We start from the raw sequence: 5,412 nt of genomic DNA on the forward strand, positions 1-5,412 counted from the left end.
GTTTATCCTGAACTTTGCTCAGATCGAACGGCAGGCTTTCTGATGGTTGGGATTCCTTATCCATATCCAGCTCCTTCCATGGAGACAGCGTCCGAGCTTATCTCCGTTGAGGCTGGTTACACAAACTTTTTTACACTCCCCGCGAGAACGTGGTCCAATGAGGGCGACCGTGGTCGAGGCTTTGGTGACGGCCTAGGCCCATCAAGAACCTCTTCCACTCAAAGAACAAGGCCAGTGCGTAAGTTCAGAGTTGCCTTACTTTCTGACACCGCATGGTGTTCTCTACTTTGGAACACGACAGGCAGTCAATAATTTATAACTTTAATCGAAGCAGGGAGCGAGCTACCATCCCTGACAAAACCAATAGCGCCCTCGTTATTGGCGACAAATTCTTTAAGTTCGTCCTGATTCTTAAAAGATTTGGGAGGAACCCCACTGCCGGAGAACAATTGCTTTCGCCAATGAGCAATATAGACCCTAGGTTTCATATTCATGGTTTTTTCGATAAAGTTTGTGGTTACATCATCGTCACTGTCAAGTCGAGCGACCTTTATTTTTAAACCGTTGTCCCACAGGGTTCTATTACCAAGGAAAATTTCAGCGATCTCTTTCTGACTCAGTCTTGTCACTCCAGCCTTTGTATTGACAATAACTTTAGCATCTGCGAAGGCAAAATCTGACATCAAGCCTATAACTAAAAGGATACCGGGACAAATATTGTTTTTCATCAGTGCTCCTTTATTATTTGTTGCTGTATAGATAAAGACACCGAAGGCGATCTAAAAAGCCTTGTTTTATAGACCCCGGTACACCGCATATGAGTCATTCGGAATGCGTTCGTCAATAGCTTCTGAATTACCAGCCGGCTACCAATGCAAGCTTGACCTCAGTCCAATGACTGTCATCGAATTCACCACCATACATGTGATATTCCAGCTTCCCAAATAGACCGTCATCAATTTCATGATTGACCCCAATAATGGTATCAGTGCCGACATCTTTTTTGATATCGACATCCGGATTGATGAGCTCGTATCTCAAATAGGGAGTCGTGGCGTCGATAGCATAGGCCAATTGAATAAACCAGCCCTGTTGAGTCCAATTGTTTTTATCTTTCTCGGCGGCATCTTCATCAATCTCGACTTTAACAAATTTACCTTCGACAAACTCGGCGATGACGTTGGCATCAAAAAAGGAATAATTCAAATAAAGACCATAGCTGGTCACCGAATGTTCCATGTCTTTAACATCGGCTGACATCTGGTCCTTATAATAGGAAGGACTGACCAATAAGCCCGTTGAAGGTCGATAGTGAACCCGTGCCGTCAAGGCTTTGGAAAGATTGTTGTCCTTTTCATAGGGATTTCCTGAGTTTCCTTCTTCGTCTTGTTCACCGTTGGTCACCAAGATATCGTAGTCGAGCCCGGCAGAAGCCATCGAGCCTTTCAATCCCATACCGGCTCCCCAACGAGGAAAAAAGCGCTCGCCATTTTTTGCTAGTCTTTCAGTTTTATTGGTGGATGCTGCTTCTTTAACGGAAAGCGTTGAGGGCTTCGCAGTATGGATTTCATTAAAATAACCAAACGGTAACAAAAACTTCCCAAATCTCAACTTGACAGCATCAGTATAGGTTATTTCCGTAAAAGCATATTCAACCGCCGCATTACCCGTGCCATCTTCTGTGGCTGTGCCATGCTCCCAGGTTAAATCGGCTGCAACTCTTACCCTATCGGACAGCTGGAAATTCAATACAACATCAAAAAGATCCATATCGAAGGAATTATTGGTATCACCCGAACCTTTCTCACTAATCTGTCGCTCAACTTCAAAACTCGAATAACCATGGATGGAAATATCTTTAAAGTCCAACGCATACACCTGAGGCACGAAAGAAAAGGCTACAACGATCAAAGAAAAAATTCTTAACAAAGTATCCTCCCTGTGAACTCGAAAATAAAGGAACGACGTTAGGCAAGCAGCCTTAGCGAAGGCCCATCCGAAAACGCTCTGCTCAGCGTTCTATGCTTCGGAATCTCCATAAAGCCGAATACACAGGAATTGAATCTCATTTTGACTCTTTTCATAAGGCTCTCCTGGATGCACATTCAATCGCACTGAATCCATCCTTGAGTGGTCTGCCTCTTGAAAGTGTCAAAGCTCAGGGGCCGCGAGCCAGTGAGCTGGCGTCGAGACCAATGAAAAGGCCACCGAACTGATAAAGGCAGGCACTTTCTTGATGCACTCCTCGATCATTCTATCGATTTTTTCGACTGTATCATCAGGATAGCATATCCAATTTAACGCCGTAAATATTTGGCTCTGTCGCAAACATTTCCGAGGCTGAAGCGAGCTTTTGAAGGGATCATTCCCCAGACGCAGTTATCCTGCGAGAGCGTAAAACCGCCCCCTTGGAGTGGAGCCCTGAATATCGATCTGACCTTTTTTGATCATGACCATCATCTCAATTCCGGCGATGGTCTTCGCGGCCGACATGAAGGTTTTAAAGCCCAGCATCGGCCTTGTCCTTTGCCTCACTCGCCTGTGGTCCTGCTCCACAATGCTCTTGAGATATTTCACCTGCCGGAGCTCAATGTCATTGGAATGTTCATCATTGAAAGCCTTGAGACCGGCGGCGTTTGCCCCTGATTCGTTCTAAGGCTATGGACTTTCCCATATGGGTAAATTAAACCATACGGTCGAACCTGTTTTCTAATTGAGAACGGAAAGCGAAGCCCTGGCCCCTTTGGAACCGAATCGGATTGATCGAAGCATAATCAGGTAGAGGCCTTCAACCACAATAATTTCGCCAATATATCGCTGAAGAGTCAGAGTCATTCACGTTCCATTTTCCAGAGCAATTCCTATACCGCTTCCATTGCAGCCAGACGCAGCAAAGGTTCCAGTAATTATTAGCAGCTTATTAAATTTGAGTTTTACCGAGCCCATTCGACCTCAGAGCGGGCCCCACCTTCGCTGGCCGTTTTTTACGGTTTCAGATTTGGAGGCACCAGTTGGCTGAAGGTCTCACATATATATATTTAGGTATAGCCACTCAATCAGATGGTATTCTGGTCGAATACCCATCATGGTTTTCAAAAAGGGAGACTTTGCTATATGTCTGGCATTCGATTGGTGCTGAGGGTCCTACTTTTTTTGTCCCCTGGCATTGCGATGGCAGAGAGCCAGACAGAAGTTCAAAGGTATATGCAGCTTTACATGAGATCAAACGCAATTCCCTATCCAGAGGATAATAGTTACTCTGTTGCCCGGGAAAAACTTGGGCATCTATTGTTCTTTGATCCTCGGCTGTCAGCCTCGGATTGGATTTCCTGCGCAAGCTGTCACAACCCAGGCTTTTCGTGGGGCGACGGGCTGCCCAAGGCCAGGGGCCATGGAATGAAGACGTTGCCGCGACGAACCCCAACCCTGCTCGATTCCGCGTGGATGGCGAGCTTCTTTTGGGATGGCCGGGCTGCAACACTGGAGGAGCAGGCCCTGCTACCTATTCAGGCGATGGGCGAAATGGCTCTTTCGCTATCTGAGATGGTGGGTAAACTTACCAGGATCAAAGGTTACAATGTCCTGTTCGAGAAAGCATATCCTCGCGAAGGGATCACAGAAAAAACGGTGGCCAAGGCGATCGCCACCTATGAGCGAGTGGCTTCGGTCTCCACGGAAGCTCCTTTCGATCGCTGGATAAAGGGCGACACGCAAGCAATTTCCAGTGCCGCTCGTCGCGGTTTTGTTCTCTTTAACACCAAGGCAGCTTGCAGCCAATGCCATTCCGGATGGCGGTTCACCGACGACAGTTTTCATGATATCGGAGTGCGTGGCGATGATAAAGGACGAGGCGCCCTATTCCCGGACATCGAAGTGAATCAATTTGCTTTCAAAACACCCACGTTGCGAAACGTGGCCTGGCGTGCACCTTATATGCATGACGGTTCGGAGACGACCCTGGTTGACGTCATCGAACTTTACAACGTCGGCGGAAGGGAAAAGAGAGCAAGCCTCTCAACCCTGGTTCGACCTCTGAATCTTACCGAGCAGGATAGAAAGGACCTTCTGGAGTTTCTCGGAACTCTCAGCAGTCCCGTCCGTAAGACGGAAATACCCATGTTGCCCAGATAGGAGTCGTCAAATGTTTAAACGCATTTTTTTTGGCTTCGTTCTTGCCTGTCAGGCGACGCTGGTGCATGCGGAGGTCCACAAGGTTTCTCAGAAGGGAAAGGCTTTCTCGACTCAGGCCCTGACGATCAAGCCCGATGACACCATTATGTTCCTTAACGATGACACCATTTCTCATAATGTTTTTTCTTCATCTGAGGGGACGCGTTTCAATCTCAAGATTCAGCTTCCTGGGACCAGGAACGGGCAAAAGTTCGGGAAGTCGGGTGCGGGTGAGATCCGTTGTGCGATTCACCCGGGCATGAAGATGAAATTAATCATTAAAGAGTAAGTGGAATGGTAAAATTTAAGATTCAATATAAGAACCTCGCTATTTTCCTTTGCTGGCTGCTGGAGCCGACCATCCTGAGAGCAGAGGACTCAAGGCATATTGAAATACGTCTGAGCACGCAGGGCAACGATATTGCCTTCGACAAGAAATACATCGAGGAAGCCTATGCTCCTGAAATCAAGATAAAATTCTTTAACAAGGCTCTTCCGGGGTCTCAGATCCTCCACAATATTGCCATATTAAAGCCAGGTGAAGTGGAGGCTGTGATTCACGACATGCAAAAGCTTGGGTATGACCTGGAAAAGCTCAAACAACATAAGAGCATCCTGGTCATGACTCAGGCTTTGGACCCGGAGGTTGCTGAGGTCGTCACCCTGCGCGCCCCCGGCAAGGGCTACTATCCCTATATCTGTCTGATGGCAGGGCATGGGGATATTCTGGAAATGAGGGGTATCCTGCATTTAAAGTAGGAGAAGGATTGGTTCGATAGGAAAAAAGTAACAAACCATGAAGCCTTGATGGACAGCGTTACGGATGTGTAGTTTATGCAAGCCCCTGAGAGTAAACGTCCTTTTCGAAGAGTTTAAATATGATGAGCATCCAAACTAAATTAATGGAGTTTCGCATGGAGCTGATTTCAAGATCCAACTTTAAAATCCTGGTGGTGTCAATGACCCGCTTTTTCTTTATCTTATCCATGCTGATGCACACAGCTTCTGTATCAGCCAAAACAGATAACTTAAAGAATATAGAATCATTATCAATGTCAGACGGCTGGGCTATAGATAAAGACGAAAGCAATGCTGTTAAAAGAGCCCTATATCTCAGCCAAGTATGAGACAGTTTCTGCCGATAAATTAGTATAATGAAAGTGGCGGAAATGAGGCTTCATCCATGTCCCAGACATCCAAAGACAAAAAGCTTGTGGGTTCAGCAACTTCAGAATCATTACC

6 protein-coding genes and 1 pseudogene are annotated in these 5,412 nt (G+C 46.5%); 4 read left to right on the forward strand and 3 right to left on the reverse strand.

Going from position 1 to position 5,412, the window contains the following annotated elements; translation table 11 throughout:
- Nucleotides 1–305: 305 nt before the first annotated feature.
- The 3 genes and pseudogenes from VE954_RS26975 to VE954_RS26985 all read right to left on the reverse strand — a co-directional run.
- The gene (locus VE954_RS26975) at nt 306–728 is read right to left on the reverse strand and encodes a hypothetical protein (protein WP_324958729.1); all 423 of its coding nucleotides are present in this window, start codon (nt 726–728) and stop codon (nt 306–308) included.
- 127 nt (nt 729–855) lie between these two features.
- Nucleotides 856–1,929 (reverse strand): hypothetical protein, encoded by a 1,074-nt coding sequence (locus VE954_RS26980; protein ID WP_324958731.1) that lies wholly within the window; start codon nt 1,927–1,929, stop codon nt 856–858.
- Between the two features lie 450 nt (nt 1,930–2,379).
- Nucleotides 2,380–2,604 (reverse strand): annotated as a pseudogene (locus tag VE954_RS26985) (DDE-type integrase/transposase/recombinase); the annotation flags it as partial.
- A gap of 612 nt (nt 2,605–3,216) precedes the next feature.
- Between VE954_RS26985 and VE954_RS26990 the strand changes: the two are divergent.
- The 4 genes from VE954_RS26990 (at nt 3,217) to VE954_RS27005 (ending at nt 5,297) form a co-directional block, all read left to right on the forward strand.
- Nucleotides 3,217–4,131: a cytochrome-c peroxidase gene (locus tag VE954_RS26990; RefSeq protein WP_324958733.1), complete on the forward strand. Its 915-nt coding sequence runs from the start codon at nt 3,217–3,219 to the stop codon at nt 4,129–4,131.
- Nucleotides 4,132–4,141: 10 nt separating this feature from the next.
- Entirely contained in the window at nt 4,142–4,459 is a 318-nt protein-coding gene (locus VE954_RS26995; protein ID WP_324958735.1) for a plastocyanin/azurin family copper-binding protein, read from the forward strand.
- Nucleotides 4,460–4,464: 5 nt separating this feature from the next.
- Nucleotides 4,465–4,929 (forward strand): hypothetical protein, encoded by a 465-nt coding sequence (locus VE954_RS27000; RefSeq protein ID WP_324958737.1) that lies wholly within the window; start codon nt 4,465–4,467, stop codon nt 4,927–4,929.
- Nucleotides 4,930–5,048: 119 nt separating this feature from the next.
- Nucleotides 5,049–5,297 (forward strand): hypothetical protein, encoded by a 249-nt coding sequence (locus VE954_RS27005; RefSeq protein WP_324958739.1) that lies wholly within the window; start codon nt 5,049–5,051, stop codon nt 5,295–5,297.
- Nucleotides 5,298–5,412 lie beyond the last annotated feature (115 nt).

It is taken from the genome of Oligoflexus sp. (assembly GCF_035638955.1).
Classification (GTDB): Bacteria; Bdellovibrionota_B; Oligoflexia; order Oligoflexales; family Oligoflexaceae; genus Oligoflexus.

Bases quoted from the DNA above. Each gene is read 5' to 3' on its own strand.
- VE954_RS26975 (WP_324958729.1), bottom strand. From the start codon at position 728: ATGAAAAACAATATTTGTCCCGGTATCCTTTTAGTTATAGGCTTGATG.
- VE954_RS26990 (WP_324958733.1), top strand. From the start codon at position 3,217: ATGAGATCAAACGCAATTCCCTATCCAGAGGATAATAGTTACTCTGTT.
- VE954_RS27005 (WP_324958739.1), top strand. From the start codon at position 5,049: ATGATGAGCATCCAAACTAAATTAATGGAGTTTCGCATGGAGCTGATT.
- VE954_RS27000 (WP_324958737.1), top strand. From the start codon at position 4,465: ATGGTAAAATTTAAGATTCAATATAAGAACCTCGCTATTTTCCTTTGC.
- VE954_RS26995 (WP_324958735.1), top strand. From the start codon at position 4,142: ATGTTTAAACGCATTTTTTTTGGCTTCGTTCTTGCCTGTCAGGCGACG.